The sequence below is a fragment of the Rhodococcus sp. NPDC003382 genome, assembly GCF_053589135.1.
The window spans coordinates 1-24,401 of record NZ_JBSFRH010000029.1 but is presented as its reverse complement, the minus strand read 5'-3'; the positions used below and the strand labels follow the sequence as shown (position 1 = coordinate 24,401).

Below are 24,401 nucleotides of genomic sequence, written 5' to 3'. Positions count from 1 at the left end.
GTGGTCAGGAGAATCGGGCGACGAGCGCGCGGCGATCGACCTTGCCCGGTCCCCGCAGCGGCAAGGCGTCGACGACGTGCAGTTCGCGCGGAGCGGCGGTGCGGTCGAGTGTCGCGGCGACGTGGTCGCGCAACTCGTCGAGAGCGGGGGAGCAGCCGGGTGCCGCGACCACGACGGCGGCCACGCGCTGCCCGAGGCGGGCGTCGGGCAGGCCGATCACCGCGACCTCCCGCACCGACGGATGCTCGATCAGGACCGCTTCGACGACCTGCGGCACGACGGTGAGCCCGCCCGTCGACAGGGCTTCGTCGAGCCGGCCCAGGATGCGGAGCACCCCGTCGTCGAGGATCCCGGCGTCGTCGGTCCGGAACCAGCCGGGAGTGGCGAACCCGGGATGGTCGGGCAGGCCGCGGTACCCGGACGCGAGGGTCGCGCCGCCGAGCCACACCCGCGATTCGGCGTCGACCCGAACGTCCACCCCGGTCAGCGGCACCCCGTCGTATACGCAGCCGCCGCACGTCTCGCTCATCCCGTAGGTGCGCACGACCGTGATGCCGGCCTCGCGGGCGCGGCGCAGCACCGGCGCCGGGGTCGCGGCACCGCCGAGCAGGATCGCGTCGAGTCGGGCCGCGGCGCGCGTGGCCTCCGGATGCTCGAGGGTCTTGATCAGCTGGGTCGGCACCATCGACGAATACCGCCGCGGCCCGTCCATCGCGGCGACCGCCGCGGGAAGCGCTGCCGGATCGAATCCGTTCGCGACGTCCACTACGACCGGATCGGTGCCCGACAGCAGACTGCGCAACAGCACCTGCATCCCTGCGATGTGGTGAGCGGGCAGCGCGAGGAGCCACGATCCGGTTCCACCGATCCGCTCGTGCGTGGCGTCCCCGCTGGCACGTAGGGCCGCCGCCGTCAGCTGGGCGCCCTTCGGGGTTCCGGTGGTGCCGGACGTCGCCATCACCAGCCCGATGCCGTCGTCGATCGGCTCGCCGGGGCGGAGCGCGTCGGTCAGGCGGCGGGTCTCGCGCTCGTCCGCGGCGGGCACGGGCAGCAGAGCGGGACCCTCACCGTCGAGCATGCGGCGCAGCGTGGGAAGTATCGCGACGACGTCCCGCCCCGGCGGGACGCGCAGGACTTCGAGAACGTCACTCACAGGTCGCGGCCGGTGAGGGGCCAGCCCCCGGCCTCCAGGTGCTTCCGGACCCGGTCCACGTCCTGGTCGAGCGGCATCTCGTTGGTCACCTTCGTGATGAGCACCGCGATGTCGGTCTTGGTTATCGGCAGGTCGCCGGCCTCGATCAGCGCATCGGCGACCTGGTCGACCTCGTCCTCGGACAGGCGGCGGGTGAGCAGCGCCAGCAGCGGAACGTAGTCCTGCTCCGGCACCCCTTCGGGGTAGCCGGCGCGGAGCCATTCGATGATCGAGGAGAGGAACGGAGGCAAGATCACGGCGCCCCTCTAGCCGGTCCGCGGGCGGCAGTCCTCGCGGACGAGTCGTCCTGGGCCGTGTCGTCCTGGGCCGTGTCCTCGGAGATCCCGTTCCTGGAGATCCCGTTCCTGGCGACCCCGTCGTCGGAGAACCGGTCGTCGTTGGGGACGGATTCACCGGCGGCAGCGGTGTCGGCCGAGGCGGTGTCCTCGGTGGACGCGGTGTCTTCGGTGGACGCGGTGTCTTCGGTGGACGCGGCGTCCTCGGCGGCCAACACCGGCCATCCGCCTTCGGCGAGACGTGCGGTGACCCGCTCGACGTCCTCCTCCGTGGGCTCCTCGTGCAGGACCCCCGCGATGATCTTCTTGAGAGTGTCGTAGTCGACGTGACGATCGGGACGTTCGTGCGCGGTAGCGATGGACAGTTCGACGACCTGGGCGATCTCTTCGTCGGTCAGCCGTCTCCGAAGCACCGCGAGCAGCGCGAAGTGGTCCTTTGCCGGAATGCCTTCCGGGTAGCCGGCGCGCAGCCAGTCGAGGACCGAGCGAAGCGAATACTTGGACACTGGGCTTCTTTCGTGGTGTGCGATCAGAACAGGTTGATGCCGAAACTGCTGGACAGGAAGTCGGCAGTCAACAGCAGTATTCCCGCAATGATGGCAATCACAACCACAGCGAAGCAGACAATTGCACCGGCCTTGCCGATGAGGGTGGGACCGGCGTTCTCATCGGTACCGCCCGACGCCAGCGACCGCATTCCGAGGGCGAACAGTGCCGGAAGACCGGCACCGAAGATCAGTCCGACCAGCACGACCTGCCACAGGGAACTCAGGGTGTGGACCAGGAGATTCACAGGCGCCCCTTCGACCCGGCCGGACGCGCGTCGGGATCCGTCGACACGGTGTGTGCGCCGGAGGCGTTGCCTTTGTTTCCGCCCTCCCACTCGGCGGTGACGTTGGAGGCGTCGATCGGCTGCTTACGCGACCGCAGATACATGAACAGCGCCAGAGCGCAGAGGATCGCGAACACCACCAGGACGCCGGGGAGACCGCCGATCAGGTGTGCGATGCCCCAGCAGATCGCGCCGACCAGCGCGGCCGACGGCAGCGTGATCAACCAGGCCACGGCCATGCGCCCGGCGACACCCCAGCGGACGTCGGCCGATTTGGTGCCGAGGCCGGTGCCGAGGATCGAGCCGGTCGCGACGTGCGTGGTCGACAGCGGCAGACCGAAATGGCTGGACGTGAGGATGATGGCGGCCGACGAGGACTCCGCGGCCATGCCCTGCGGCGGGGAGATCTCGACCAGGCCCTTGCCGAGGGTGCGGATGATCCGCCAGCCGCCGAGGTAGGTGCCCAGCGCGATCGCGACCGCGCAGGCGAGCTTGACCCAGAACGGCATCTCGGCGTCGGCGGTGATGGTGCCGTGGGCGACCAGCGCGAGGAAGATGACGCCCATCGTCTTCTGGGCATCGTTGGTGCCGTGAGCCAGTGACACGAGCGACGCGGTCCCCACCTGGCCGATGCGGAAGCCGTGCGAGCGGTGATTCTCGGGGATGTCGTGGGTGAGCCGGTGCACGGCCCAGGTGCCGACCGTCGCGACGAGTGCGGCGACCACCGGCGCGAGCAGTGCCGGGATGATCACCTTGCCCAGCACGCCGTCCCACACGACGCCGTTGATGCCGATGGCCGCGAGTGCCGAGCCGATCAGGCCGCCGAACAACGCGTGCGACGAGCTGGAGGGCAGGCCGAACAGCCAGGTGGCGAGGTTCCAGAGGATGCCGCCGACGAGACCCGCGAAGACGATGATGAGGAGTTCTTCGCCGCCGGTGCTGCCCAGATCGACGACGCCCTTCGCGACGGTCGCGGCGACCTCGACGGACAGGAAGGCACCCACCAGATTGAGAGTCGCCGAGAGCGCGACCGCCACCTTCGGCTTCAGCGCACCCGTGGCGATGGATGTGGCCATTGCGTTGCCGGTGTCGTGGAATCCGTTGGTGAAGTCGAATGCGAGGGCAGTGACGACCACTACCAGGAGGACAACAAGCTCAGCGGTCACATCTGAAGATTCTGCTGTAGCGGGGAGGTAAAAGTACAGCGAAGCTCTGATGAACTGAAAGCGTTTCGAACCTGTTACACGAGGTCGCGGGAGGGTGCCGCTCGCAGCGTGTGGGAGGAGTCACTCGCGGAGCGATGTGATCTTGTTCTCATCGATACTTTCCCGGGTGCCCCGGACCGGTCCTCGGCCCGGTTTCCCGGCACCGCTCGCGCTACCGGGTGTCGCGCCGGATCGGGTGGTCCGGGGGAATCTGCACGAGCACGACGGGGATGCCGTCGGGGTCCGCGATCCACAGTTCGTGCAACCCCCACGGTTCCTGCCTGGCCTCCCGCACGATCTCGACGCCGGCGAGAACGAGTTCCGCCTCGGCGTCGTACACGTCCCGCACCTGCAGCCAGAGGGCGCCGGCGAAGTGGGTCGGTTCGTCGGACGCGCCGTGCCCCGCAATCTCGATCAGCCCCTGCCCGGCGAAGAACACCGTGCCGCCCGGGTACTCACGGGCGATCGCGAGACCGAGCGTTTTCCCGTAGAACTCGAGCGCGGCGTCGTAGTCGCGCGGACGCAGGATCGTCCGGCTGCTCAGCACCTCCACGTTCCGGGTTCCTTCCTCTACTCGTGCGTGCCGGGGCACGATTCGTGACCTCGCCGGCCGTGGGTCCGTCGTTCCTCTTTCATCTCGGCCTCGAACAGGTGCCGGCGACCGTCGACCAGTTTGCTGCGCACGTCCGAGTCCAGAGCCCGGAACTCCGACCAGTAGCCGTCGTCGAACTCCTCGACGAGCTGGAAACTCCACCGTCCCTCGATGACGTTGCGGCCGACGAGTTCGGTGCGCACCTTCTCGGCGAGTTCGGTGTGCCCGGCGGCCTCGAGGAGATCGGCGGCGTCGCCGGCCTGCAGGTCACCGCGGCCCATGAGCTGATGGAAGGCATAGAGATGACCGCGGGCCTGTTCGATGGTTTCGAGCGCCTCGGACAGCTTGCCCACTGCCTCGATCGTCGCGTCGTCGACTCCGTCCGGCCGGGTGTGTTCGGGTGCCGGGCGCTCGCGGTCGGTCATGGACCACAGTGTGCCGGACCGGCCGGGATTCGCGACCGATTCGCCGAACGAAACGCCCGGCTTTCTCCGGTTGCTCGTCCGGAGGCGAGCAACCGGAGAGGAGGTCAGAAGTACCAGGGGAACGGCGACCAATCCGGGTCGCGCTTCTCGAGGAAGCTGTCGCGACCTTCGACGGCCTCGTCCGTCATGTACGCCAGGCGGGTGGCCTCACCCGCGAACAACTGCTGCCCGACGAGTCCGTCGTCCTGCAGGTTGAACGCGTACTTGAGCATGCGCTGCGCCTGCGGGGACTTGCCGTTGATCTTGGCCGCCCACTCGAGCGCGACGTTCTCGAGTTCGTCGTGGTCGACGACCCGGTTCACCGCACCCATCCGATGCATCTCCTCGGCGGTGTAGGTGTCGCCGAGGAAGAAGATCTCGCGGGCGAATTTCTGCCCGACCATCTTCGCGAGGTAGGCGCTGCCGTACCCGCCGTCGAAGCTGCCCACGTCGGCGTCGGTCTGCTTGAACCGGGCGTGCTCGCGGGAGGCGAGGGTCAGGTCGCACGTGACGTGCAGGCTGTGCCCGCCGCCGGCGGCCCAGCCGTTGACGAGCGCGATCACGACCTTGGGCATGAACCGGATCAGCCGCTGCACCTCGAGGATGTGCAGCCGACCGGCCCGCGCCTTGTCCACGGTGTCGGCGGTCTCGCCGCTCGCGTACTGGTAACCGCTGCGGCCACGGATGCGCTGGTCGCCGCCCGAGCAGAATGCCCAGCCGCCGTCCTTCGGGCTCGGACCGTTGCCCGTGAGCAGCACCGCACCCACATCCGACGTCATGCGCGCGTGGTCGAGCGTCCGGTACAGCTCGTCGACGGTGTGCGGGCGGAACGCATTGCGCACCTCGGGCCGGTCGAACGCGACGCGGACGGTGCCCTGCGTGATGTGCCGGTGGTACGTGATGTCGGTGAGGTTCTCGAAGCCCGGGACCGGGCGCCACAACTCAGGATTGAAGGTCACGTCGTCACCTTAGAGGGTGGGGTTCGCCACGACCCGATCGTCGGCGGCCGATAACGTGCTCGATATGAGCGAACAAACGGACCGGTCGGTGGACACGGAACACGAACACCACGGCGGGTTCCCCGTGTACACGCCCGTCAAGGCCGGTCCGAACTACGGGCGGCTCGTCGAAGCACTGCGGCGCCTGCAGGATCTAGCGGTCTCGACCAACCCTCCGGACGACGTGGTCGAGCAGGCGATCGCGCAGGCCGAGGCCCTCGGTGATCTCCTCGAGCCGCATCAGGTTCCGGAAGGCAAGTCGCCGGCCGGGTTCAATCCGGAGCTGCCCGGCCGCGGAAGCCTGCTGCAGCCGCCGTGGCTCATCGAGAAGTTCGACGCCGAGGGCGTCCGCGAGCGCGGCACGTTCCGCCTGTTCCACCGCGGGGGGAACAACGCCGTGCACGGCGGCGTCATCCCGCTCCTGTTCGACGATCTGTTCGGCATGGTCGTGCACTCTTCCGGGCATCCGATCTCCCGCACCGGATATCTGCACGTCAACTACCGCAAGATCACCCCGATCGGATCCGAGCTGGTCGTCGAGGGCCGGGTGGACCGGGTGGAGGGCCGCAAGATCTTCTGCTCCGCGGAGCTGCGCACGCCCGACGGCACGCTGCTGTGCGACTGCGAAGCCCTCATGATCCAGTTGCTGCCCGGCCAGCCGTGACCGATCCGGTGCTGCCCCCACTCGACCTGCCCCCGGTCGACGAGGTCCTCGCCGGCGCGGTCGTCGTGTCGCTGCCGATGCGGGTGCGGTTCCGGGGAATCACCACCCGCGAGGTCGTGCTGATCGAGGGCCCGGCCGGCTGGGGCGAATTCGGCCCGTTCCCCGAATACGGTGACGACGAGGCCGCGCACTGGTTGCGTTCGGCGATCGAGTCCGCCTGGCTCGGCGATCCCGCACCGCGCCGGTCGGCGGTGCCGGTCAACGCGACCGTTCCCGCGGTCGACCCGGACCGCGTGCCCGAGATCCTGGCCCGGTTCCCCGGGGCGCGGACCGCGAAGGTGAAGGTCGCCGAGAAAGGGCAGGACCTCGCGCAGGACATTGCGCGGGTGCGGGCGGTCCGCGAGCTGATCGACAACGTGCGCGTCGACGCGAACGGTGGCTGGACGGTCGACGAGGCCGTGATCGCGCTGACCGCCCTCACCGCGGACGCGCCTCTCGAGTACGCGGAGCAGCCGTGCGCCACCGTGCCCGAACTCGTCGAGCTGCGACGCCGGCTGCCGGACGTGCCGGTCGCGGCGGACGAGAGCATCAGGCGGGCAGAGGATCCGTTGCGGGTGGTGCGCGCGGGTGGTGCCGACGTCGCTGTGGTGAAGGTCGCACCACTCGGCGGGGCCCGGCGGCTGCTGGCCCTCGCCGCCGAACTGGCCGAGCACGGTGTGCCCGTCGTGGTGTCGAGCGCACTCGATTCCGCGGTCGGCATGGGCTCGGGGCTGGCCGCCGCGGCAGCGCTGCCGGACCTGCCGTACGCCTGTGGCCTGGGCACCGGTGGCTTCTTCACGGCCGATGTGGCGCCGGTGCGGACGATGTCCGACGGGGTGATCCCGGTCGGGGCGATCGCCCCCGACCCCGCGCTGCTGGCCGAGGTGGCGGCCTCCAGTGAGCGGGTTCGGTGGTGGACGGACCGGCTCCGACGCTGCCACACGCTTCTCGGGTAACTCGGGAGTATGTCGCCGTCGCCGGGTCGTATATCGTTCGGGCGTCCCAATCGTCACAAGTCCCATGTATGGAGGCAGTGAAAGTGGTTGCAGCTCTGGGTGATGCTCTGCTCGGCGCCGACAAGTTCCCGGCAGTCATCTCCGATGTCGAGGCTCTGATCGATGCTGAGGTCTCGGACAAGAAGGGCGCCTCGGGTCTCGCCCTCAAGGGTGGATACGCCGCGGTGAAGAAGGTGGGACCGTCGATCGTGCCTGGCGCGATCGAGGGGCTGCTGCCCGAGTTCGTCGAGAAGATCCAGCCGTTCTGGAACGAGTTCGGCGGCAACGGATCGTTCGCCGACTTCCTCGTCGCCCGCGAGGACGAGGTCTCGAACGCGCTCCTGGGTGTGACCGACGAGCGCATCGCCGGCTCGTCGAAGGCCGCCGTCAAGAAGGTGTACGACTCGCTGCGCGGGTCGGCACAGAAGCACGTCGCCGAGGCGCTGCCGCGCCTGGGTGCGCTCATCCAGAAGCACGCCGGCTGAGCTGAGCAGTAGATGCCTTTCCGGTCTCGGGGCGGGGACGGGCCCGGGAAGGCATCACCCATTTCATCGCCGACTAGTAGGCGGCCGCACCGTGGTTCCAGTAACCGGTGAAGGTCACCGCCGACTTCGGTAGTCCGCGGTCGCGCACCAGGTGCCGCCGCACACCCGTGGCCAGTTCCGATTCGCCGGCCACGAACGCATAGCCGGGCCCGTCCGGCAGAACCGCCGTCCGCACCGCATCGACCACCGCGGCCCCCGGACGCACATCCGGATCCGGCCGCACGACCGTGTGCACTCGCACGTGGGGCCCGGTCTGCAGATTCTGCGCCGTGACGTCGTCCGGATCGGCGACCTCCACGAACACCTCGACCGGCATGTCGAACTCCGCCGAATCGAGGATCCCCGCCAGCGCGGGCAGGGCGCTCTCGTCGCCGACGAGAAGTTGCCACCGCGCCTCGGGAGCCGGCTGATAGATGATGCCCTCGTCGAGCAGCGCCAGCTCGTCGCCGGGCCGGACGGTGTCGGCCCACACGGACGCCGGGCCCAGATCGCCGTGCGAGGCGAAGTCGATGTCGATCTCCGCGGTGTCCCCGAACCGTCCCGCGCCGGCCGGGCGGTAGCGGCGGATCGTGTAGTTGCGCAGCACCGGGCGGATGTCGGCGGGCATGGCCTGGAGCCCCGGCCACCACTGGTCGTCGTCCGCGACCGGCAGGTGCAGTTCGTTCTGCCCGGCGTCCGGGAACAGCATGCGGAACCACTGGTCGAACCCCATCGGGGCGATGCTCGAGAGGCGTTCCCCGCCGACGGTGACGCGGACGAAGGAGGGGCTGATCCGCTCGGACGCCAGCACCCGGGCGCGCACGAGTTCGCGCGTGGCCGGTTTGAGGAACTTCGAGGTCCTGCGCGCCGCGGTCCGGGCTCGATCGGCCATGTCCACCTCCTGCCCCCCGAAACTGATCGGAGGTCAGCCGAGCCTAACCTATGTCGACCGGTGTCCGTTCGGGTGCGCGACTGTCCACGAGTTCCTGCCCGGTCAGCACACCCGGCAGACCACGGCCGTTGCGGGTGAACACCGCCGCCAGGACCGCGACGCACGCGAACGCGGTGACCAGGCCGCTCCACCGCTCGGGGAGCAGGTCGAGCAGGCCGTACCCGCCGATGCCGCCGAGGAACCGCAGCAGCCGCGAGAACGCCACGGGCATCGACCCGCCCGTGTACCGCAGCCGCACCACGTGATCGCCGGGGGACGCGCCGCTGACGAGGGTGACGAGCAACCACACCGCGAGCGCGACGCCACCGCCGACGATCGTCGACACCGGCCCGTCGACCGCGGTCGCGCGATCGTCGGCCAGGTAGATCAGGTAGGCCCGCACCGCGACCGCCACGGTGAACGTCGTCAGCATGTAGCCGAGCCAGTCGCACGCCATCGCCAGCAACCGGCGCGGCACGGTGACCGGGCGCGGTTCCCCCGGGTCGGCGTCGCCGGACCGGTCCAGCAGGCCGCGTGGAACCGCGAGCGCCAGCAGCGAGCCGAGCACCGCCCCGACGGTGTTCGTGAGCAGATCGTCGACGTCGAACACCCGGTACGCGCAGTCGTACGCACCCCACATCCCGGTCAGCTGGGTGAGCTCGACGAACAGCGACGTCGCGAACCCGAGCGCGGCCGCCACCACGAGTCCGCGGCCCCCGAGTATCCGGACGAGGAAACCGAGAGGAACGAACAACAGGACGTTCAGAGCAAGCTGAAGAAATGCCGCGTCACCGAGAAGGGCGGTGGGACGGCCCCCGGCATTCGACCACGCGCCCCTCAGATCGTCGACCGACGCGAAGAGGTCCGTGTTGGTCCCGGCACACATCAGCGTCTGCGGATCGGGCAACGGCAGCAGGGTGTAGGCCCAGAGCGCCCAGAAATAGACGAGGGCCGCCACCCACACCGCCAGCCGCCCGACCGAGACCCTGCCCCGGCGGCGATAGCTCACCGCGACGAACGGCACGAACAGCGCCGCACCGGCGATCAGGCCGGCGAAGATTGCGATGAAACCGAGTACGACGCGACTGTCCACGACCGGAGTGTGCCAGCCGGGACGCTCAGAACTCGGGACGCTCGAGCGTGCGGATCTGTGGTGTCAATCCCCATTCGGTGCGCCCGAGACGGCTGGCCGGGGCGAGCGCGGAGAAATTCGGCGCCCCGTCCTCGGCGAGAACGTCGGGCCGCACCGTGACCGCCACCACGTCACCCATCACCACGAAACAGTCACCGACCTCGATGATCCGGTGCAGCGTGCACTCGATCGAAGCCGGGGACTCGGCGACCCGCGGCGGATGCACCCGCTCGCTGCATTCGGCCCGCAGACCCACCTGCGCGAACTCGTCGACGTCGTGCGCGAACCCGGCCGAGGTCTCGTTGACCTGCTCCATCAACGGCACGGTCGCGATGTTGATCACGAACTCGCCGGTCTCCTCTATGTTGCGGACACTGTCCTTGCGGCCCACCGACGTGAACTGCACCACCGGCGGCGCGACGCTCGCGACCGTGAAGAAACTGTAGGGCGCGACGTTGGCCACACCGTCGGCCGAGACCGTCGACACCCACGCGATCGGACGCGGGACGATCGTCGCCGTGAGAAGCCGGTAGAAGCGACCGGGGCTGAGCTCGGCGGGCTCGAAGACTGTGCGCATGCGCCCATTCTCGCCGGGCTCCGCGCACATTCGTACTGTGACACCCCTCCCGATCGGCCGGGGGACGGCTGTCCGCAGCGAACGCCGAACTACGCTGGACGCCGTGAATCCGTCCACCGCCCAGGCCACCGCAGTCGTCGACGAACTCGCCCGAGGCGGTGTTCGCGACGTGGTCCTGTGCCCGGGCTCGCGCAACGCGCCGCTCGCGTTCGCGTTGCAGGCGGCAGACACGGCCGGCCGGCTGCGGCTGCATATGCGCATCGACGAGCGCACCGCCGGGTTCCTCGCCATCGGCCTCTCGCTCGCGTCCGGCCGGCCCGTGCCGGTCGTCATGACCTCCGGTACCGCGGTCGCGAACCTCGGGCCGGCCGTCCTCGAAGCGAACTACGCCCGCGTGCCGCTCGTCGTGCTCAGCGCGAACCGGCCGTACGAGCTGCTCGGTTCCGGCGCCAACCAGACCGTGGAGCAGCTCGGACTGTTCGGCAGCCAGGTCAGGGCGACGATCAGCCTGGGCCTGGCCGAGGGTCTCGAACAGAACAGTCAGTGGCGGTCCGCCGTCAGCCGCGTCCTCGCCGCCGCGCGCGGCACCCGCTCCGGCAACGCGGGTCCCGTGCACTTCGACATTCCGCTGCGTGAACCGCTCGTCCCCGACGTGCACGCGCAGGGGCCGGCGCCGGAAGGTCGCGCCGACGGCAGCGCCTGGACCACCACGACGCACGCCACCCTCGACGTGCCGCTCGAACTCGACGTCACCGGCGACACCGTCGTGATCTCCGGGCACGGCTCGGCGTACCGGCCGGAACTGGCGGGGTTGCCCACCGTCGCCGAACCCACCGCGCCGATGCACGGCATCCCCGTCCACCCGATGGCCCTGCCGCAGCTTCAGCCCCGCCAAGCAGTCGTCACCGGCCGGCCGACGCTGCACCGGCCCGTGTCGAAGCTGCTCGCGGACCCGTCCGTGCAGGTGTACGCACTCACCACCGGGCCGCGCTGGCCCGACGTGTCCGGCAACGTGCTGGCTACCGGCACCCGTGCGGTCGTCACCGGCACCCCCGATCCGGCGTGGCTCGACCGCTGCCGCCGGCTGACCGCGCACACCGACAAGGCGGTGCGCACCCAGCTCGACCGGCATCCGAAAGCGACCGGCCTGCACGTCGCCGCGGCCGTCACCGACGCTCTGCGCTCCGGCGACCAGCTCCTGCTCGGCGCGTCGAATCCGGTACGCGACGCCGCGCTCGTGAGCTACCCCAAGCAGGGCGTGACCGTGCTGTCGAACCGCGGGGTCGCCGGAATCGACGGCACCGTCTCCACCGCGGTCGGTGCCGCCCTCGCCTACGAGGACGGCCGCACGGTCGCGCTGCTCGGCGACCTGACATTCCTGCACGACGCGTCCGGTCTGCTGATCGGCACCGCCGAACCGCGTCCCCGCGATCTGACGATCGTGGTCGCGAACGACGACGGTGGCGGCATCTTCGAGCTGCTCGAACAGGGTGACCCCCAGTACGCGGGGGTGTTCGAACGCGTCTTCGGCACCCCGCACGGCATGGACCTGGCCGCGCTGTGCGCCGCCTACCGCGTCCCGCACACCCGCGTCGATCTGCCCGGACTGACCGCCGCGCTCGCCGACCCAACGGTTCCCGCCGGTGGCATCCGCGTGCTCGAGGTCGCGACCGACCGCGCCGGCCTGCGTGAACTCCACGCGGCCGTGCGGGCGCAGCTGTGAGGTCGCGGGCGTGACCGCCACCCCAGCCGCCGCCGTGCCCGGCCCGACCGCCGACGTGCGGGCCCGCCGTGCGGTGCTCGCCGTCGCGATCGCCGTCTCGGTGCTCGCCGTGATCCTCGTGCTCGGCGCGTGGCGCAACGACCGGATCATCGGCGCCGACACCGGAACGGCGACCGCCGAGGTGCTCTCGGCCGGTTCCCTGCGCTCGGCGATCAGCTTCGTCACCCCGGACGGCGTCACCCACAACCCGGAACTCGGGGTGCTCTATCCGACCGGCCTCACGGTCGGGCAGCGCATCGCCGTCGAATACGCCCGCAGCGAACCGGACCTGGTCCGTGTCACCGGCAGGGACGCGCGCGTCGCGATCGTGCCCGCCGGGTCCGTGATCGTCGTCACCTGGCTGATCGCGACGCCGGTACTGCTGTACCTGCGCCGTCGGGCATAGCGGGTAACGTTTCGGCCGTGGCAACTACTCACGGATCACGTGCATCCCTCGACAAGGATCCGCGCGAGGTCGCGTCCATGTTCGACGGTGTCGCCGAGCGATACGACCTCACCAACACGGTGCTGTCGTTCGGGCAGGACCGCGGATGGCGCCGGGCGACGCGCGCGGCGCTGGATCTGAAGCCGGGGGAGCGGGTCCTCGATCTCGCCGCCGGCACCGGCGTGTCGACCGTCGAACTGGGACGCTCCGGAGCATGGGTCGTCGCCACCGATTTCTCGATCGGCATGCTGAAGGCCGGCAGTTTCCGTCAGGTGCCGATGGTCGCCGGTGACGCCATGAAACTGCCGTTCGCCGACGCCGTCTTCGATGCCGCCACCATCTCGTTCGGGCTGCGGAACGTCTCCGACTTTGATGCCGGGCTCCGCGAGATCGCGCGGGTCACCAAGCCGGGTGGACGGCTCGTGGTGTCCGAGTTCTCCACGCCGGTCCGTGAGCCGCTGCGCACGGTGTACATGGAGTACCTGATGCGGGCGTTGCCGCGCGTGGCCCGGGCGGTGAGCAGCAACCCGGATGCGTACGTCTACCTGGCCGAGTCCATCCGCGCCTGGCCGGACCAGCGGGAACTGGCGCTGCGGATCGAGGCGGCCGGGTGGAAGTCGGTGCGGTGGCGCAATCTCACCGGTGGGATCGTCGCGCTGCACAGCGCAGTCCGATAGAGCGCTGCACAGCGCAGTCCGATAGAGCGCTGCACAGCGCAGTCCGATAGAGCGCTGCACAGCGCAGTCCGATAGAGCGCTGCACGGCGCTCGGGTAGAGCGCTTCATGCGAACAGGGGCCGCCGGTCCCAGTGCATCGAGGTGCGCCCACCCGTCCGCCACGCGCGGGCGACGAGGTCGGCGTCGGCGTCGGTGACGAGGTTGCCCATGACCCGTACCGCGACCGTCATGAGTGCCCGCGAGCGCATCGCGATCGGCCCGGTCGCGGGCAGGAACTGCGGGATGGTGAGCAGGCCCGCGAGCCGCCGGGCCGCCGAGAATGCGCGTCCGTAGCGTTCCCGCAGGAGCGCCGGCCACAGGTGGGTGAGGTCGTCGGAGTCGAGGACCCGGGCGACGAGACGGCCGCCTTCGAGTCCGTAGTCGATGCCTTCGCCGTTGAGCGGGTTCACGCACGCGGCGGCGTCGCCGATGAGGGCCCAGTTGCGTCCGGCGATCCCACTGACGGCACCACCCATCGGCAGCAGCGCGGACGCCACCCGGGTCACCTCGCCGAGTCCCCATTCGGGGCGGCGCTGCGAGGCGTACAGGTCGATGAGCGGGCGCAGCGACCCCGACGCCGGACGGGCGGACGTCGCGAGGGTTCCGACGCCGATGTTCACCTCGCCGGTTCCGAGCGGGAAGACCCAGCCGTATCCGGGCTGCAGCGCGCCGGAGGGATCGCGCAGTTCGAGGTGCGAGGTGATCCACGGGTCGTCGCTACGCGGGGAGGCGGCGTAGGCGCGGGCCGCGACGCCGTAGGCGGTGTCGCGGTGCCAGGTCCGGCCGAGGATCTTGCCCAGCGGGGAGCGGACGCCGTCCGCGACGACGAGGCGCCGGCATGCGACGGTCCGGAGTCCGGCGGACGTGCGCATCGTCACGGCGGTGATGCGGTCGCCGTCGCGGTCGACCGAGACGGCCTTCGCGCCGTCGACCATGTGTGCCCCGGCGTCGACGGCGGCGCGGCGGAGGCGGTCGTCGAGTTCGGTGCGCGGGACCGCGCTGCCCTGGGTGGGGAACGAGCCGTCGGGCCACGGCAGTTCGAGGCGCTGCCCGAAACCTTCGAGGCGCAGGCCGCGGTTGACGGTGTGGGTGCGCAGCCAGTCGCCGAGCCCGAGGCGGTCGAGTTCAGCGACGGCACGCGGGGTCAGGCCGTCGCCGCACGTCTTGTCGCGCGGGAAGGTCGCCGCGTCGACGAGCAATACGTCGTGTCCCTTCCGGGCGGCCCAGGCCGCGGCGGACGAACCGGCGGGACCAGCACCGATGACGAGGACATCGGTGGTTTCGGGCAGGGCATTGTCGGCCTGGCGCGACGCGCGCGCGGAGGGTTGTTCCACCACGTGCCCATCTTGTCAGGTGTAGGTTCGGTGCCTCGACGAGGTGGCCGACCGGGGGAACGGCTAGGTTCACTACGGTGGAGCCGAGGCGACAGAACAGGATGGGTACTTCATCGTGAGCACTGAGGGGGCGGCGCAGACCGCCGGTTCGTCCGGCTCGGTGTCGGGAACCGTGGTGGCCGGGGTCGATCTCGGCGATCCGGACCTGGCGGCCACCGTGCGGGACGGACTCGTCCGGGTCGAGGAACTGCTCGTGCAGGAACTGTCCGACGGCGAAGACTTCCTGACCGAGGCAGCACTGCATCTGGCGAAGGCGGGAGGTAAGCGTTTCCGCCCGCTGTTCACGGTGCTGACCGGTCAGCTCGGGCCGAATCCGACGGATCCGTCGCTGGTGACGGCGGCGACGGTCGTGGAGCTCGTGCACCTGGCGACGCTGTACCACGACGACGTGATGGACGAGGCGGCGATGCGCCGGGGCGCGCCGAGCGCGAATGCCCGCTGGGGCAACAGCATCGCGATTCTCGCGGGCGACTACCTGTTCGCGCACGCCTCGCGGCTGGTGTCGACGCTGGGGCCGTCCGCCGTGCAGATCATCGCCGAGACGTTCGCCGAGCTGGTGACGGGTCAGATGCGTGAGACGATCGGGGCGCGGCAGGAACAGGACCCGATCGAGCACTACCTGCGGGTGGTGTGGGAGAAGACGGGTTCGCTCATCGCGGCGTGCGGTCGCTTCGGGGGAACCTTCTCCGGTGCCGACGCCGAGCACATCGCCAGGCTCGAGCGGCTGGGGGACGCGGTCGGCACGGCCTTCCAGATCGCCGACGACATCATCGACATCGCATCGGTGTCCACCGAGTCCGGGAAGATTCCGGGAACCGACCTGCGTGAGGGCGTGCACACCCTGCCGGTGTTGTATGCGCTGCGGGAGTCCGGGCCGGATGCCGATCGTCTGCGTGAGATTCTCGTCGGACCCGTGAGCGACGAGGATCTCGTCGCCGAGGCTCTCGAGCTGCTCGTGCGTTCACCGGGCATGGCGGCGGCCAAGCGCACGCTGAAGGAGTACGCGGATCGCGCGCACGCCGAACTGGCGGCGCTCCCGCAGGGTCCGGCGAACGACGCTTTGTCCCGTTTGGTGGACTACACGATCGCCCGGGTCGGATAATTCGGCGGGGTCCACTCCCCGGGAACCCGGTGCGTGCCCCGGTTCGTTGAACGACACAGGGTCGTTGAACGGCACAGGGCTCTGTGGGATCGGGAAGGGGTGCCAGGTGCACGGGTATGCGAACGGTATGAAGACGGCCGTGCTGTTGATCGGCATGTCGGCGCTGATCGTGTTCATCGGCTCCCTGTTCCGGAACCCGACGATCCTGATCCTGTCCATCGTCTTCGCCGTGGGCATGAACGCGTACGCCTACTTCAACAGCGACAAGCTGGCGCTCAAGGCGATGCACGCGCAGCCGATCACCGAGGTGCAGGCCCCGGTGATCTACCGGATCGTGCGGGAACTCGCGACGACGGCGCACCAGCCGATGCCGCGCCTGTACGTCAGCCCCACCAACGCGCCCAATGCCTTTGCGACCGGCCGCAATCCGCGGCATGCGGCCGTGTGCTGCACGAGCGGGATCCTGGACATCCTCAACGAGCGGGAGTTGCGGGCGGTGCTCGGGCACGAGCTCTCCCACGTCTACAACCGGGACATCCTGATCTCGTCGGTGGCGGGGGCGATGGCCGCGGTGATCTCCGGTCTGGCGAACTTCGCGATGTTCGCGGGCGCCTTCGGCGGGAACCGGGACGGCGCGAATCCGTTTGCGTTGCTGCTGGTGTCGCTGCTGGGTCCGATCGCGGCGACGGTGGTCAAGCTGGCGGTGTCCCGGTCGCGGGAGTATCAGGCCGATCAGTCGGGCGCCGAGCTGACCGGCGATCCGCTGGCGTTGGCGTCGGCCCTGCGCAAGCTCGAGCGCGGCACGCAGGCGGCTCCGCTGCCGCCGGAACCGCGCATCGCGGCGCAGTCGCACATGATGATCGCCAACCCGTTCCGGGCGGGCGACAAGGTCGGCCGGTTGTTCTCGACGCATCCGCCGATGGCGGACCGGATCGAGCGTCTCGAGCGCCTGGCCGGCCTGCGCTGACGGTCGGGGTCAGCGCAGGCCGCGAACGGCGCCCGGGCGGTCTGTGTGCCCGGTACAGGGCCTAGCGGTAGTTGACGAACTGCAGGGCCACGTCCAGGTCGGCGTTCTTGAGCAGCGCGATCACGGCCTGCAGGTCGTCGCGCTTCTTGCCGGAGACGCGCAGTTCGTCGCCCTGGATCTGCGCCTTGATGCCCTTCGGCCCCTCGTCGCGGATCAGCTTGGAGATCTTCTTCGCGTTCTCCTGGCTGATGCCCTGCACGAGGGTGCCGGTCAGCTTGTAGACCTTGCCGGACTGGGTCGGCTCGCCCGCGTCGAACGACTTGAGCGACAGGTCGCGGCGGATCAGTTTCTCCTTGAAGACGTCGAGGGCGGCGAGCAAACGGTCCTCGGTGTTCGCGGTGAGGGTGATGGACTCGTCACCGGACCATTCGATCGAGGCGTCGGTGTTGCGGAAGTCGAAGCGGGTCGCGAGTTCCTTCGCGGCCTGGTTCAGCGCGTTGTCCACCTCCTGCCGGTCGACCTTGCTCACCACATCGAACGACGAATCAGCCACGAGGCACTCCACTTCGGATCGAGTTCTGTACAGGTTCCATGCCGACGCTATCGGGTCGTAACCCCCCGTATCCACCCGGTTTGCATTCCAGGGGGGTGTGCGTTGTATTCTTCCAACGCGTCAGGGACACGGTCCCGGATCGCACACCAGGCAGGTTGCCCGAGCGGCCAATGGGAGCGGACTGTAAATCCGTCGGCTTACGCCTACGTAGGTTCGAATCCTACACCTGCCACAGGAACGGCCCCGATCTTCACGGATCGGGGCCGTTCTGCATTTCCGGGTCGTTTCCGTATCCGAACTCCGTCTTTCCGAGCCGGTGCGTCGCCCCGACTCCTCCATCCCCGCCTGCCACCTCTCCGGCCCGCGCCGGGTGCGTCGGGACGACGATCGGGTGGCGGTGGACCGGTGGTGAGCACCGGTGGTGGGTGAGTGCGGTGCAGCCGGCACCCCGGGCTGACGGACGGACGCACGAAGCTTCCGTACGGGCACGTCGGACAGGGGTGGTCGAATGCCCGATTTATGCGCTCTGACCTGCTGATTTTGTACTGGGGGCGAGTGTGTGTAATCTTTTGGAGGCCGCAGGGAGCAGAGATGCGAACGGCGGCCACGCCCCCTTAGCTCAGTCGGCAGAGCGTTTCCATGGTAAGGAAAAGGTCGACGGTTCGATTCCGTCAGGGGGCTCGCTGGATTGTGGTGCCGCCCTATTTCGCGCGACACTCGACACCGAGGCGGTGTAGCTCAGTTGGTAGAGCAAACGACTCATAATCGTTGCGTCGCCGGTTCAAGTCCGGTCACCGCTACCAAAGTAGAATGAACCACCCTGATCTGACGAAGATCGGATTTACGCGAAAGAAGGCATCCCGTGGCCTCCTCAACTGACGTTCGGCCGAAGATCACTCTGGCCTGCGAGGTGTGCAAGCACCGCAACTACATCACCAAGAAGAACCGTCGCAACGACCCCGACCGGCTGGAACTGAAGAAGTTCTGCCCGAACTGCGGCAGCCACCAGGCGCACCGCGAGTCGAAGTAGTCAACAGGTCGACGTCGACGCGTGAGCTCTCCGCAGAACTGCCCACGTCACAGACGTCAGGGTGGATTTGCGGGGGGTTTTTCGTATGACGGACACACTGGTGAGTGAAGAGAACATCGTGGACGTGACCGAACAGGCCGGGATCCCGTTCGATGTCGCGGCTCACGCTGCGTCCATGGTCGGTCACCACTACCGGGTCGAGGACTTCTACGAGGTCGGCCGGGAGAAGGTGCGCGAGTATGCACGCGCCGTGCTGGATCCCAATCCGGCACACTACGACGAGGAAGCGGCGAAGGGCCTCGGTTACGACGGTCTCATCGCCCCGCTGACCTTCGTCTCGATCATCGGCATGATCGCCCAGCGCAAGTTGTTCGAAGAGATCGTCGTCGGCTACGACTTGAGCCAGATCATGCAGACCGATCAACGGATCGTGTTCCATCGCCCGATCCAGGTCGGTGATCGACTGTTCTGCGATGTGCACCTCGACGATTTCCGTCAGGCTGCCGGCAGTGACATCATCACCACCAAGAACATCATCACGGACCAGCACGACAACCTCGTGCTGACCACATGGACGACGCTGGTCGGTCGCACCGGCGGCGAGGTGGACGCCAACATCGCCCACGCGGTCAAGGATGTGATGATGCATGTCGCTTCGTAGGTTCGAGGACGTTTCGGTCGGAGACGAGCTGCCCCCGCGGGTCGTCACGCTGACTCGCGGCAACCTCGTCAACTATGCGGGTGTGTCGGGTGATCCCAACCCGATCCACTGGAGCGACAAGGTTGCAGAACTCGCCGGGTTGCGCGGCGTCGTCGGTCACGGCATGCTCTCCATGGGCATCGCGGCCGGCTTCGTGACAGAGTGGCTCGGAGATCCGGGTGCGGTAACGGAATACAACGTCCGTTTCACCAGCCCGGTCTACGTGGAGGCCGACAAGGCCGCCGAGGTGGAGTTCACCGGCAAGATCAGGTCGGTGGACGAAGCCAGCAAGACAGCAGTGGTCGCGATCGTGGCCAAGTCCGAGGGGCGTAAGATCTTCGGACGGGCCACCGCAACGGTTCGTCTGGCCTGAGTGCCGGGCGGATTGGGTTTGTTCCGGGGCTATGAAGTACACTAAGGCTTCTGGGATCGCATAGCGCAGCGCGCTGCTCTTCGGTGCTTGTACAGACCGATTGGGTGGCGCGCGTGTCATGTGGTCACGGATGGGTCGACCGAAGACGCCGGTTCTCCGGTGAGGTCGACCAAAGGGGCGTAGCTCAACTGGCAGAGCAGCGGTCTCCAAAACCGCAGGTTGCAGGTTCAAGTCCTGTCGCCCCTGCACCCGGACGGCCAGCGACCGAGAGGAACGATGTGAGCGAGGAGCGCGGTACGCGCGACGGCAACACCGCCGGGATCACCGATCCCCGCGACGGCCGGACTGCAACCGACGCAACCCCCGGCGTTTCCTCTCCGTCCTCCCGGCCGAGCGGCAAGCGTTCCGGTCGACGTTCCCCCGATTCCCCGCGCGCTGCCGCCGAGTCGGGACGTTCGGCTACCGCGGTCGCCACGAAGGCCCCCGCCGGAAAGTCCGGAAAATCCGGCGCGAAGAAGCCCGAGAACATCTTCAAGCGTCTGCGGCGCTTCTTCCGCGAGGTCATTGCCGAGCTGCGTAAGGTCATCTGGCCCAATCGCAAGCAGCTCGTCACCTACACGACGGTCGTCGTGGTCTTCGTGACGGTCATGACCGCATTCATCTTTGGAATTGATCTGGCGTTCGTGAAGGGCGTCAGCTGGTTGTTCGGCTAGCGCGTACGCGTGCCGGCGAATTGTGATCGACGAGAGGAAAGTGCCCCGGTGAGCACCCCCGAGAACGACTCATACGAGCCTTCGGCCGAGGAGAGCGTTTCGGACGAGGTCTTTGTCGACGACACCGCGACCGCGGAAGCGGCCGAGGAGTCGGCAGAGGCGGGCATCGAGACCGTCGAAGAAGCGGCCGAAGCCGAGGCCGAGGTGGATCCCGCCGAGGCTCTCGAGAAGCAGCTGCGCCTCGAGCCCGGCGACTGGTACGTCGTGCATTCGTACGCCGGTTACGAGAACAAGGTGAAGGCCAACCTCGAGACCCGCGTGCAGAACCTGGACCTCGCGGAGTACATCTTCCAGGTCGAGGTGCCGACGGAAGAGGTCACCGAGATCAAGAACGGCCAGCGCAAGCAGGTCAACCGCAAGGTGCTGCCCGGCTACATCCTGGTGCGCATGGAACTGAACGACGAGTCGTGGGGCGCGGTGCGCAACACCCCCGGCGTCACCGGCTTCGTCGGCGCGACCTCGCGTCCGTCGCCGCTGACGATCAAGGAGGTCGTCAAGTTCCTGCTGCCGCAGCAGTCGAAGAAGAAGCCGGCCGCCGGTGCGGCGACGACCGGCGAGGCCACCGCGGCCGCCGCCAAGCCCACTATCGAGGTGGACTTCGAGGTCGGCGAATCCGTGACCGTGATGGACGGGCCGTTCGCGACGCTGCCCGCGTCCATCAGCGAGGTCAACGCCGAGCAGCAGAAGCTCAAGGTCCTGGTGTCGATCTTCGGTCGCGAGACTCCCGTGGAGCTGTCGTTCAACCAGGTCTCCAAGATCTGAGCGGCTCCGGGATTCCGACCCCTCCAAACTTGCAGTAGCAGTACGCAAGAACCACACCGAGCAAGAAACTAGGAATAGAGATGCCCCCGAAGAAGAAGAAGATTGCCGGGCTCATCAAGCTCCAGATCCAGGCCGGTCAGGCCAACCCGGCGCCGCCGGTCGGCCCCGCGCTGGGCCAGCACGGCGTCAACATCATGGAGTTCTGCAAGGCCTACAACGCCGCGACCGAGTCGCAGCGCGGCAACGTCGTGCCGGTCGAGATCACGGTCTACGAGGACCGTACGTTCGACTTCAAGCTGAAGACCCCGCCGGCGGCGAAGCTGCTGCTCAAGGCTGCGGGTGTGCAGAAGGGCTCCGGCGAGCCGCACAAGACCAAGGTCGCCAAGGTCACCATGGACCAGGTGCGCGAGATCGCCAAGACCAAGCAGGAAGACCTGAACGCCAACGACATCGAGGCCGCCGCGAAGATCATCGCCGGCACCGCGCGCTCGATGGGCATCACGGTCGAGGGCTGACGCCCACAGCAGGAACCCGTGGGAGGGCCTGCCAGGCCCGTTACCACGACCGAACCATTCACCGTACGGTGAGAAGTTAGGACAGAACATGGCAAAGCGCAGCAAGGCGTACCTCGCCGCCGCTGAGAAGATCGACGCCTCCACCCTCTACAGCCCGCTCGCGGCTGCGAAGCTGGCCAAGGAGACGTCGTCGAAGAACTACGACGCCACCGTCGAGGTCGCGATGCGTCTCGGTGTGGACCCCCGCAAGGCCGACCAGATGGTCCGCGGCACGGTCAACCTGCCGCACGGCACGGGTAAGACCGCCCGCGTCATCGTGTTCGCGGTCGGCGAGAAGGCCGCCGAGGCCGAGGCCGCCGGTGCCGATGTCGTCGGTGCCGAGGACCTGATCGAGCGGATCCAGGGCGGCTGGCTCGAGTTCGACGCCGCGATCGCCACCCCGGACCAGATGGCCAAGGTCGGCCGCATCGCGCGTGTCCTCGGCCCGCGCGGTCTGATGCCGAACCCGAAGACGGGCACGGTCACCCCGGATGTCGCGAAGGCTGTCACCGACATCAAGGGCGGCAAGATCAACTTCCGCGTCGACAAGAACGCGAACCTGCACTTCGTGATCGGCAAGGCCTCGTTCGACGACGCCAAGCTGGTGGAGAACTACGCGGCTGCGCTGGACGAGGTCCTGCGTGCCAAGCCGTCCTCCGCGAAGGGTCGCTACCTCAAGAAGGTCACGATCGCGACGACCACCGGCCCGGGCATCCCGGTGGATCCGGCGCGTACGCGTAACCTCCTCGAGGACGCCGACCAGTAAGGTCGACGACACGCTCTCGAAGCACGAACGGCCGGCCCGGACCTCGCGTCCGGGCCGGCCGTTCGCATTGCAGGGGTGCCGTCCGGGGCCCGTTTTGCATTCACGGGACGGAGTCCGGTACTCTTTCCTGCGTAGTTCGGCATTGTGCCGATCTTCACCCCGATCATGTTCTACCCAAGACCGTTGGTCACCGGGTCCGCGTGCGGATTCGGTTGAAGGTCCGGAGAATCGTCCGGCGGCCCACGCAGGTGAACGAGGTAAGGGGAGATGTGGACATCTCGCGCGGCGACGCGCGAATCGTGTGAGCCTTCTCCTTCTGCGCCCCGTGTGCCCTGCACCGGGGCGTTCGTCGTTTCCGGCCGTGCGGTTTTCGTAAGTGGGACGTCCCGCACGGGACGGACGGGAAAACGACTGTTACTGAGAGGAGGCGAAGTATGGCAAAGCCCGAGAAGGTATCCGCGGTTGCGGAGATCACCGAGCAGTTCAAGAACTCGACGGCCGCCGTGATCACGGAGTACCGCGGTCTGTCGGTCGGAAGTCTTACCCAGCTGCGACGCGCTCTCGGAGAGGGTGCCACCTACTCCGTCGCCAAGAACACCCTCGTCAAGCGTGCTGCCGCTGAGGCAGGCGTCGAGGGCCTTGACGATCTGTTCGTCGGACCCACCGCGATCGCGTTCATCGCAGGTGAGCCCGTCGACGCCGCGAAGGCTCTGAAGAACTTCGCGAAGGACAACAAGGCACTCGTCGTCAAGGGCGGGTACATGGACGGCGCTGTGCTGTCCGTGGACGAGGTCAACAAGATCGCGGACCTCGAGTCCCGCGAGGTGCTGTTGGCCAAGCTCGCAGGCGCGATGAAGGGCAACCTGGCAAAGGCCGCAGGCCTGTTCAACGCTCCTGCTTCGCAGGTGGCTCGCCTGGCGGCCGCCCTGCAGGAGAAGAAGGCCGAAGAGGCCGCCTGAAGCTGATCCGCGTCACCGCGAATCACTGACACATCCACGCGTGCTCCGGCGCGCACCATCCCACGGTCGCGGATCAGCGACGAGGGACTTACAGGAAGGACCGCCATCATGGCGAAGCTCACCACCGAAGAGCTGCTCGACGCGTTCAAGGAACTGACCCTGCTCGAGCTCTCGGAGTTCGTGAAGGCATTCGAGGAGACCTTCGAGGTCACCGCTGCTGCTCCGGTCGCCGTTGCCGCTGCCGGCGCTCCGGCCGCCGCTGCCGAGGCCGAGTCCGAGCAGGACGAGTTCGACGTCATCCTCGAGGGTGCCGGCGACAAGAAGATCCAGGTCATCAAGGTCGTCCGCGAGATCGTCTCCGGCCTGGGCCTGAAGGAAGCCAAGGACCTCGTCGAGGGTGCTCCGAAGCCGATCCTGGAGAAGGTCGCCAAGGACGCTGCCGACGCTGCCAAGGCGAAGCTCGAGGAGGCCGGCGCCAAGGTCACCGTCAAGTAAGACGGCTGTTCCTGCGCTGCTCGCCGGGTGACCGGCGTTCGAGTGTGAACAGGGCCGTTTCCCCGGACCGTAAGGTCCGCGGGAAACGGCCCTTTTTCGTGTTTTCCGGCTCTCCGGCGGGTTGGCCTGCGGGATCGAACCCGTGGCGATATGTTGGCGACGAACCGAGTGACGTGCGTCGCATCAGCGCAGGTCACAACATAAGTCAGGGTATGTCGCCGGCGTTGACCACCTTTCTTACTCTTGGGTAGGATCCGGTGTCACAGGTACCACTCCGATGCGATAGAGTGACGCGACCCACAGGTGGGGACCGTGTCGGAGAGGTGTGGAGGTAACGGTGGGAGTTGAGGTAGCGGTCGAGGGGCTCACCAAGTCGTTCGGCTCACAGAGGATCTGGCAGGACGTCACGCTGACGCTGCCCGCGGGTGAGGTCAGTGCGCTGCTGGGCCCGTCCGGTACGGGTAAGTCGGTGTTCCTGAAGTCGCTGATCGGTCTGCTCCGGCCGGAGCAGGGCTCGATCGTCATCGACGGCACGGACATCCTGCAGTGCTCGAGCAAGGAGCTCTACGAGATCCGCAAGCTGTTCGGGGTGCTGTTCCAGGACGGCGC

At 68.2% G+C, this 24,401-nt stretch carries 30 protein-coding genes, 4 tRNA genes and 1 pseudogene; 22 read left to right on the top strand and 13 right to left on the bottom strand.

All coding sequences use genetic code 11. The features are described from left to right. Positions 1-4 precede the first annotated feature (4 nt). The 8 genes and pseudogenes from menE to ACWDUD_RS19455 form a co-directional block, all read right to left on the bottom strand. The gene (gene menE / locus ACWDUD_RS19490) at positions 5-1,153 is read right to left on the bottom strand and encodes an o-succinylbenzoate--CoA ligase (protein WP_450110346.1); all 1,149 of its coding nucleotides are present in this window, start codon (positions 1,151-1,153) and stop codon (positions 5-7) included. Beyond that, complete coding sequence (locus tag ACWDUD_RS19485; RefSeq protein ID WP_197250558.1) at positions 1,150-1,449, bottom strand: DUF3349 domain-containing protein; 300 nt, start codon at positions 1,447-1,449, stop codon at positions 1,150-1,152. The genes menE and ACWDUD_RS19485 overlap by 4 nt, the downstream gene beginning before the upstream one ends. 209 nt (positions 1,450-1,658) lie before the next feature. Further along, a pseudogene (locus tag ACWDUD_RS19480) lies at positions 1,659-1,994 on the bottom strand (DUF3349 domain-containing protein); the annotation flags it as partial. A 23-nt stretch (positions 1,995-2,017) separates the two neighbouring features. Beyond that, positions 2,018-2,281: a hypothetical protein gene (locus ACWDUD_RS19475; RefSeq protein ID WP_197250557.1), complete on the bottom strand. Its 264-nt coding sequence runs from the start codon at positions 2,279-2,281 to the stop codon at positions 2,018-2,020. Next, the gene (locus ACWDUD_RS19470; RefSeq protein WP_450110345.1) at positions 2,278-3,486 is read right to left on the bottom strand and encodes an anion permease; all 1,209 of its coding nucleotides are present in this window, start codon (positions 3,484-3,486) and stop codon (positions 2,278-2,280) included. Before ACWDUD_RS19470 ends, ACWDUD_RS19475 begins: the two co-directional genes overlap by 4 nt. A 211-nt stretch (positions 3,487-3,697) precedes the next feature. Further along, positions 3,698-4,078, bottom strand: a complete 381-nt coding sequence (locus ACWDUD_RS19465) for a VOC family protein (RefSeq protein ID WP_450110344.1) — start codon at positions 4,076-4,078, stop codon at positions 3,698-3,700. Between the two features lie 17 nt (positions 4,079-4,095). Further along, positions 4,096-4,542, bottom strand: a complete 447-nt coding sequence (locus ACWDUD_RS19460; RefSeq protein ID WP_197250555.1) for a hypothetical protein — start codon at positions 4,540-4,542, stop codon at positions 4,096-4,098. A gap of 104 nt (positions 4,543-4,646) precedes the next feature. Continuing rightward, entirely contained in the window at positions 4,647-5,540 is an 894-nt protein-coding gene (locus tag ACWDUD_RS19455) for a 1,4-dihydroxy-2-naphthoyl-CoA synthase (protein ID WP_450110343.1), read from the bottom strand. A gap of 64 nt (positions 5,541-5,604) precedes the next feature. Between ACWDUD_RS19455 and ACWDUD_RS19450 the strand changes: the two genes are divergently transcribed. From ACWDUD_RS19450 to ACWDUD_RS19440, 3 genes are all read left to right on the top strand, one after another. Further along, positions 5,605-6,243 carry a hotdog domain-containing protein gene (locus ACWDUD_RS19450; RefSeq protein ID WP_450110342.1) on the top strand — a complete coding sequence of 213 codons (639 nt, stop codon included), beginning with the start codon at positions 5,605-5,607 and terminating at the stop codon, positions 6,241-6,243. Positions 6,244-6,320: 77 nt separating this feature from the next. Further along, positions 6,321-7,238 carry an o-succinylbenzoate synthase gene (locus ACWDUD_RS19445; RefSeq protein ID WP_450110371.1) on the top strand — a complete coding sequence of 306 codons (918 nt, stop codon included), beginning with the start codon at positions 6,321-6,323 and terminating at the stop codon, positions 7,236-7,238. 83 nt (positions 7,239-7,321) lie between these two features. Next, positions 7,322-7,762 carry a DUF6918 family protein gene (locus ACWDUD_RS19440; RefSeq protein WP_450110341.1) on the top strand — a complete coding sequence of 147 codons (441 nt, stop codon included), beginning with the start codon at positions 7,322-7,324 and terminating at the stop codon, positions 7,760-7,762. A gap of 73 nt (positions 7,763-7,835) precedes the next feature. On the opposite strand, the gene ACWDUD_RS19435 is transcribed toward ACWDUD_RS19440, so the two are convergent. Genes ACWDUD_RS19435 through ACWDUD_RS19425 form a run of 3 tightly spaced genes read right to left on the bottom strand, consistent with a single transcriptional unit; the run spans position 7,836 to position 10,441 of the window. Next, positions 7,836-8,693 carry a siderophore-interacting protein gene (locus tag ACWDUD_RS19435; RefSeq protein ID WP_450110340.1) on the bottom strand — a complete coding sequence of 286 codons (858 nt, stop codon included), beginning with the start codon at positions 8,691-8,693 and terminating at the stop codon, positions 7,836-7,838. A gap of 43 nt (positions 8,694-8,736) precedes the next feature. Next, on the bottom strand, positions 8,737-9,825 hold the full coding sequence (locus ACWDUD_RS19430) for a VanZ family protein (RefSeq protein ID WP_450110339.1): 1,089 nt from the start codon (positions 9,823-9,825) through the stop codon (positions 8,737-8,739). A 25-nt stretch (positions 9,826-9,850) separates the two neighbouring features. Next, entirely contained in the window at positions 9,851-10,441 is a 591-nt protein-coding gene (locus ACWDUD_RS19425; protein ID WP_450110338.1) for a flavin reductase family protein, read from the bottom strand. Between the two features lie 103 nt (positions 10,442-10,544). Here ACWDUD_RS19425 and menD point away from each other — a divergent pair, with 103 nt between their 5' ends. From menD to ACWDUD_RS19410, 3 genes are read left to right on the top strand one after another with little or no spacing between them, the layout of a single operon-like run. Beyond that, the gene (gene menD, locus ACWDUD_RS19420) at positions 10,545-12,164 is read left to right on the top strand and encodes a 2-succinyl-5-enolpyruvyl-6-hydroxy-3-cyclohexene-1-carboxylic-acid synthase (protein WP_450110337.1); all 1,620 of its coding nucleotides are present in this window, start codon (positions 10,545-10,547) and stop codon (positions 12,162-12,164) included. A gap of 10 nt (positions 12,165-12,174) precedes the next feature. Then, complete coding sequence (locus ACWDUD_RS19415) at positions 12,175-12,609, top strand: DUF3592 domain-containing protein (protein ID WP_248674852.1); 435 nt, start codon at positions 12,175-12,177, stop codon at positions 12,607-12,609. Positions 12,610-12,626: 17 nt separating this feature from the next. Continuing rightward, positions 12,627-13,325, top strand: a complete 699-nt coding sequence (locus ACWDUD_RS19410) for a demethylmenaquinone methyltransferase (protein ID WP_420752060.1) — start codon at positions 12,627-12,629, stop codon at positions 13,323-13,325. 104 nt (positions 13,326-13,429) lie between these two features. Here ACWDUD_RS19410 and ACWDUD_RS19405 read toward each other — a convergent pair whose 3' ends face one another. After that, positions 13,430-14,701 (bottom strand): geranylgeranyl reductase family protein, encoded by a 1,272-nt coding sequence (locus tag ACWDUD_RS19405; protein ID WP_450110336.1) that lies wholly within the window; start codon positions 14,699-14,701, stop codon positions 13,430-13,432. A gap of 112 nt (positions 14,702-14,813) precedes the next feature. Here ACWDUD_RS19405 and ACWDUD_RS19400 point away from each other — a divergent pair, with 112 nt between their 5' ends. Both ACWDUD_RS19400 and htpX read left to right on the top strand, forming a co-directional pair. Continuing rightward, positions 14,814-15,860 (top strand): polyprenyl synthetase family protein, encoded by a 1,047-nt coding sequence (locus ACWDUD_RS19400; RefSeq protein WP_450110335.1) that lies wholly within the window; start codon positions 14,814-14,816, stop codon positions 15,858-15,860. A 106-nt stretch (positions 15,861-15,966) separates the two neighbouring features. Beyond that, positions 15,967-16,827 (top strand): zinc metalloprotease HtpX, encoded by an 861-nt coding sequence (gene htpX / locus ACWDUD_RS19395; protein WP_197250546.1) that lies wholly within the window; start codon positions 15,967-15,969, stop codon positions 16,825-16,827. Between the two features lie 61 nt (positions 16,828-16,888). Here htpX and ACWDUD_RS19390 read toward each other — a convergent pair whose 3' ends face one another. Beyond that, complete coding sequence (locus ACWDUD_RS19390) at positions 16,889-17,380, bottom strand: YajQ family cyclic di-GMP-binding protein (protein ID WP_450110334.1); 492 nt, start codon at positions 17,378-17,380, stop codon at positions 16,889-16,891. Positions 17,381-17,529: 149 nt separating this feature from the next. Here ACWDUD_RS19390 and ACWDUD_RS19385 point away from each other — a divergent pair. The 14 genes from ACWDUD_RS19385 to ACWDUD_RS19320 form a co-directional block, all read left to right on the top strand. Continuing rightward, positions 17,530-17,612: transfer RNA gene (locus ACWDUD_RS19385), tRNA-Tyr, on the top strand. Positions 17,613-17,988: 376 nt separating this feature from the next. After that, positions 17,989-18,061 (top strand) — tRNA-Thr (locus ACWDUD_RS19380). A 46-nt stretch (positions 18,062-18,107) separates the two neighbouring features. After that, positions 18,108-18,183, top strand: a tRNA-Met gene (locus ACWDUD_RS19375). 59 nt (positions 18,184-18,242) lie between these two features. Further along, complete coding sequence (gene rpmG, locus ACWDUD_RS19370) at positions 18,243-18,410, top strand: 50S ribosomal protein L33 (RefSeq protein WP_068156180.1); 168 nt, start codon at positions 18,243-18,245, stop codon at positions 18,408-18,410. Between the two features lie 85 nt (positions 18,411-18,495). Beyond that, complete coding sequence (gene hadA, locus ACWDUD_RS19365) at positions 18,496-19,071, top strand: (3R)-hydroxyacyl-ACP dehydratase subunit HadA (RefSeq protein ID WP_197250544.1); 576 nt, start codon at positions 18,496-18,498, stop codon at positions 19,069-19,071. After that, a complete protein-coding gene (gene hadB / locus ACWDUD_RS19360) occupies positions 19,058-19,483 on the top strand; it encodes a (3R)-hydroxyacyl-ACP dehydratase subunit HadB (protein WP_197250543.1) in 426 nt (141 codons plus the stop codon). The genes hadA and hadB overlap by 14 nt, the downstream gene beginning before the upstream one ends. A gap of 173 nt (positions 19,484-19,656) precedes the next feature. Next, positions 19,657-19,729 (top strand) — tRNA-Trp (locus ACWDUD_RS19355). 32 nt (positions 19,730-19,761) lie between these two features. Continuing rightward, positions 19,762-20,196 (top strand): preprotein translocase subunit SecE, encoded by a 435-nt coding sequence (gene secE, locus ACWDUD_RS19350; RefSeq protein WP_450110333.1) that lies wholly within the window; start codon positions 19,762-19,764, stop codon positions 20,194-20,196. Positions 20,197-20,244: 48 nt separating this feature from the next. Next, positions 20,245-21,018, top strand: coding sequence for a transcription termination/antitermination protein NusG (gene nusG / locus ACWDUD_RS19345; protein WP_248674849.1), 774 nt, complete (start codon positions 20,245-20,247; stop codon positions 21,016-21,018). An 80-nt stretch (positions 21,019-21,098) separates the two neighbouring features. After that, a complete protein-coding gene (gene rplK, locus ACWDUD_RS19340; RefSeq protein WP_247273074.1) occupies positions 21,099-21,533 on the top strand; it encodes a 50S ribosomal protein L11 in 435 nt (144 codons plus the stop codon). An 88-nt stretch (positions 21,534-21,621) separates the two neighbouring features. After that, entirely contained in the window at positions 21,622-22,338 is a 717-nt protein-coding gene (rplA, locus tag ACWDUD_RS19335; RefSeq protein WP_450110332.1) for a 50S ribosomal protein L1, read from the top strand. Between the two features lie 434 nt (positions 22,339-22,772). Beyond that, the gene (rplJ, locus tag ACWDUD_RS19330) at positions 22,773-23,297 is read left to right on the top strand and encodes a 50S ribosomal protein L10 (protein ID WP_197250541.1); all 525 of its coding nucleotides are present in this window, start codon (positions 22,773-22,775) and stop codon (positions 23,295-23,297) included. Between the two features lie 108 nt (positions 23,298-23,405). Continuing rightward, entirely contained in the window at positions 23,406-23,792 is a 387-nt protein-coding gene (gene rplL / locus ACWDUD_RS19325; protein ID WP_003937621.1) for a 50S ribosomal protein L7/L12, read from the top strand. A 337-nt stretch (positions 23,793-24,129) separates the two neighbouring features. Continuing rightward, positions 24,130-24,401, top strand: a 272-nt coding sequence (locus tag ACWDUD_RS19320; protein WP_450110331.1) for an ATP-binding cassette domain-containing protein, incomplete at its 3' end; no start/stop codon positions are given.

Coding starts and splice junctions, on each gene's coding strand:
- ACWDUD_RS19425 (WP_450110338.1), bottom strand. CDS start 10,441: ATGCGCACAGTCTTCGAGCCCGCCGAGCTCAGCCCCGGTCGCTTCTAC.
- rplL (WP_003937621.1), top strand. CDS start 23,406: ATGGCGAAGCTCACCACCGAAGAGCTGCTCGACGCGTTCAAGGAACTG.
- hadB (WP_197250543.1), top strand. CDS start 19,058: ATGTCGCTTCGTAGGTTCGAGGACGTTTCGGTCGGAGACGAGCTGCCC.
- rplA (WP_450110332.1), top strand. CDS start 21,622: ATGGCAAAGCGCAGCAAGGCGTACCTCGCCGCCGCTGAGAAGATCGAC.
- ACWDUD_RS19450 (WP_450110342.1), top strand. CDS start 5,605: ATGAGCGAACAAACGGACCGGTCGGTGGACACGGAACACGAACACCAC.
- hadA (WP_197250544.1), top strand. CDS start 18,496: ATGACGGACACACTGGTGAGTGAAGAGAACATCGTGGACGTGACCGAA.
- rplK (WP_247273074.1), top strand. CDS start 21,099: ATGCCCCCGAAGAAGAAGAAGATTGCCGGGCTCATCAAGCTCCAGATC.
- rplJ (WP_197250541.1), top strand. CDS start 22,773: ATGGCAAAGCCCGAGAAGGTATCCGCGGTTGCGGAGATCACCGAGCAG.
- ACWDUD_RS19435 (WP_450110340.1), bottom strand. CDS start 8,693: ATGGCCGATCGAGCCCGGACCGCGGCGCGCAGGACCTCGAAGTTCCTC.
- ACWDUD_RS19445 (WP_450110371.1), top strand. CDS start 6,321: ATGCGGGTGCGGTTCCGGGGAATCACCACCCGCGAGGTCGTGCTGATC.
- ACWDUD_RS19460 (WP_197250555.1), bottom strand. CDS start 4,542: ATGACCGACCGCGAGCGCCCGGCACCCGAACACACCCGGCCGGACGGA.